Source organism: Microbacterium sp. HMWF026 (assembly GCF_003061325.1).
Classification (GTDB): domain Bacteria; phylum Actinomycetota; class Actinomycetes; order Actinomycetales; family Microbacteriaceae; genus Microbacterium; species Microbacterium testaceum_E.
Genome location: NZ_QAJB01000431.1, coordinates 1 through 2,522, shown reverse-complemented (window position 1 = coordinate 2,522; position 2,522 = coordinate 1). Strand labels below are relative to the sequence as shown.

General features: G+C 70.4%; 4 protein-coding genes. 2 read left to right on the top strand and 2 right to left on the bottom strand.

All coding sequences use genetic code 11. The annotated features are described in order from the left end of the window. On the top strand, window positions 1–901 hold a 901-nt coding region (serC, locus tag DBR36_RS15700), incomplete at its 5' end, for a phosphoserine transaminase (RefSeq protein WP_258222906.1). A gap of 69 nt (window positions 902–970) precedes the next feature. Here serC and DBR36_RS15695 read toward each other — a convergent pair. Both DBR36_RS15695 and DBR36_RS15690 read right to left on the bottom strand, forming a co-directional pair. Further along, window positions 971–1,597: a DUF3027 domain-containing protein gene (locus DBR36_RS15695; protein WP_108320648.1), complete on the bottom strand. Its 627-nt coding sequence runs from the start codon at window positions 1,595–1,597 to the stop codon at window positions 971–973. Next, complete coding sequence (locus DBR36_RS15690) at window positions 1,581–1,964, bottom strand: cold-shock protein (RefSeq protein WP_108320647.1); 384 nt, start codon at window positions 1,962–1,964, stop codon at window positions 1,581–1,583. Before DBR36_RS15690 ends, DBR36_RS15695 begins: the two co-directional genes overlap by 17 nt. A gap of 106 nt (window positions 1,965–2,070) precedes the next feature. Here DBR36_RS15690 and DBR36_RS15685 point away from each other — a divergent pair, with 106 nt between their 5' ends. Then, window positions 2,071–2,352, top strand: coding sequence for a multidrug ABC transporter ATPase (locus DBR36_RS15685; protein WP_108320646.1), 282 nt, complete (start codon window positions 2,071–2,073; stop codon window positions 2,350–2,352). Window positions 2,353–2,522 lie beyond the last annotated feature (170 nt).

Here is a 2,522-nt window from a genome sequence, read left to right as displayed (position 1 = left end):
CGGCAACGGCGGTTCGACGGCCTTCTGGGATGCCGCCGCCTTCGGCCTGATCGAGAACCGCAGCCAGAACCTCGTGTTCGGCGAGTTCGGCGGCAAGTTCGCCTCGGCCGCCGCCGCGCCGTGGCTGCAGGCGCCCGACGTCCGAAAGGCCGCACCCGGCACCCGCACCGTGGCCGAGGCCGTCGAGGGCGTCGACGTGTACGCCTGGCCCCACAACGAGACGTCGACCGGTGTGTCCGCCCCCGTCGAGCGCGTGCACGGGGATGCCGGGGCTCTCACCGTCATCGACGCCACAAGCGCCGCGGGCGGCATCGACTTCGACGTCGAGCAGGCGGACGTCTACTACTTCGCACCGCAGAAGAACCTCGGCTCCGACGGAGGTCTCTGGTACGCCGCCGTCTCGCCCGCGGCGATCGAGCGGATCGAGAGGATCGCGGCATCCGGTCGCTACATCCCCGAGTTCCTCAGCCTGAAGAACGCGCTCGACAACTCGCGTCTGCAGCAGACGCTCAACACCCCCGCCCTGGCGACGCTGCTGCTGCTCGACGAGCAGCTCGGCTGGATCCTCGACAACGGCGGCCTGGGCTGGGCGGCCGCGCGCACCGCGGAGTCCTCGTCCGCCCTGTACGAATGGGCGGATGCCAGTGAGCACGCGACCCCGTTCGTCGCCGATGCCGCCGACCGGTCCCCCGTCGTGGTCACGATCGACTTCGACGAGCGCATCGACGCGAGCGCGATCGCCAAGAGCCTGCGCGCCAACGGCATCGTCGACACCGAGCCCTACCGCAAGCTCGGCCGCAACCAGCTGCGCGTGGCGACCTTCGTGTCGATCGAGCCCGAGGACGTGCGGCGTCTCATCGGCGCGATCGACTACACGATCGCGAACCTGCCCGCCTCCTGAAGTCCTCCCTCATCACGAAGGCCGCCCCGCATCGCGCGGGGCGGCCTTCGTGGTGAGAGCCGAGGGGCGTCAGTAGCTGCGCTCGCCCTCGTCGATGTCCTCGTCGTCGATGTCCTCGTCGTCGTCGTCGGAGTCGTCGTCGTCATCGGAGTCGTCGCCCGAGTCCTCGGACTCGTCGTCCGCGTCGTGACCCAGCGTGTGATCCGCGTCGAGCTCGTCGATGTCGACGCCGTCCAGATCGCCCGCGTGGAAGCGCGGCTTGGGCTCGTCGTCATCCTCGTCGTCCGACTCGTCGTCGTCATCCGATTCGTCGTCCGACTCGTCCTCATCGGCGTCGTCATCGAGGTCGTCGTCGGCATGCGCCGCAGCGGCCTGCGCCGCCTGGTACTCGGCCAGGCGCGTGGCCCACGGCACCCAGTCGGGGGCGAGCAGCGCGCCGTCACCGGGCAGCAGCTCGACCTCGAGCACGGTCGGCTCGGCCTCGTCGACCACGGCGACGCTGACGGTCCAGAACCAGCCCGGATACCCGGACAAGCGGGTGTGGAACCGCAGCGAGACGACGCCGTCGTCTTCGACCGTGTAGCCCGCGGGCGGGCCGACGGTGTCGGCGGCGGTGATCTCGTGCAGGGCCGAGAGCGCGAGGTCGTGCGCTCCCGTCAGGCGCTCGTCGGCGACCGGCTCAGGCTTCGAAGTCATCGGCGACCTTGCGCAGGACCGCGGCGATCTTCTGCGCGTGCGGGCCGTTGGGGTAGCGGCCGCGACGCAGGTCGCCGCCGATCCCGTCGAGCAGCTTCACGAGGTCTTCGACGATGATCGCCATGTCGTCGGCGGGCTTGCGCGAACGCTTCGACAGGCTCACCGGCGCGTCCAGGACGCGCACCGACAGCGCCTGCGGACCGCGCTTGCCGTCGGCCACGCCGAACTCCAGTCGCGTCCCGGCCTTGGGTGCGGGGGTCCCGGCGGGCAGAGCCGTGGCGTGCAGGAACACGTCCTGGCCGTCATCGGTGCTGATGAAGCCGAAGCCCTTCTCGTCGTCGTAGAACCTGACCTTGCCGGTGGGCATGGACACCTCGCTGGATAGATGCGCGAACGCGCGGCGGAACGCGGGAACCGAGCGGATCCCGGTCTTCCAGCCTACGGCACCGGCGCCAGGCAGTAGGCTGAGCGCGATGAGCACCCGCACCACCGGCGGCAGCACGCCGGGCGACGACGTTCCCGTCCGACGCATCGACCGCATCCTGGCGTTCATGTCGCTCGGGCTGCTGGTGCTGTCGGTTCTGTGCTTCTTCGCGATCATCGCGGGTTCCACCGCGGGTGCCGACCTGTCGTCGGGCGTCTGGCCGGTCGTCAGCCTGCTCGTGCTGGTCGCTCCCCCGGTCGCCTTCGCCTGCCTGCTGGCCGTCCTCATCATGAGCTTCACGCGAAGGGCCCGGGCCAACAAGGCCCGCTGACGTGCCCGAGACCTCCGCACAACGCGCACTGGCGGTCTCGTTGAGCGCGCGCTCCGACGACGAGCTGGCGACGCTGTTCGCCGAGCGCCAGATCTCACCGTCCAGCACCTGGCGCGACATGTTCGACGCGGCCGAGGCCCTGCTCGAACCGGCCAGCATCGCCCGAGGCC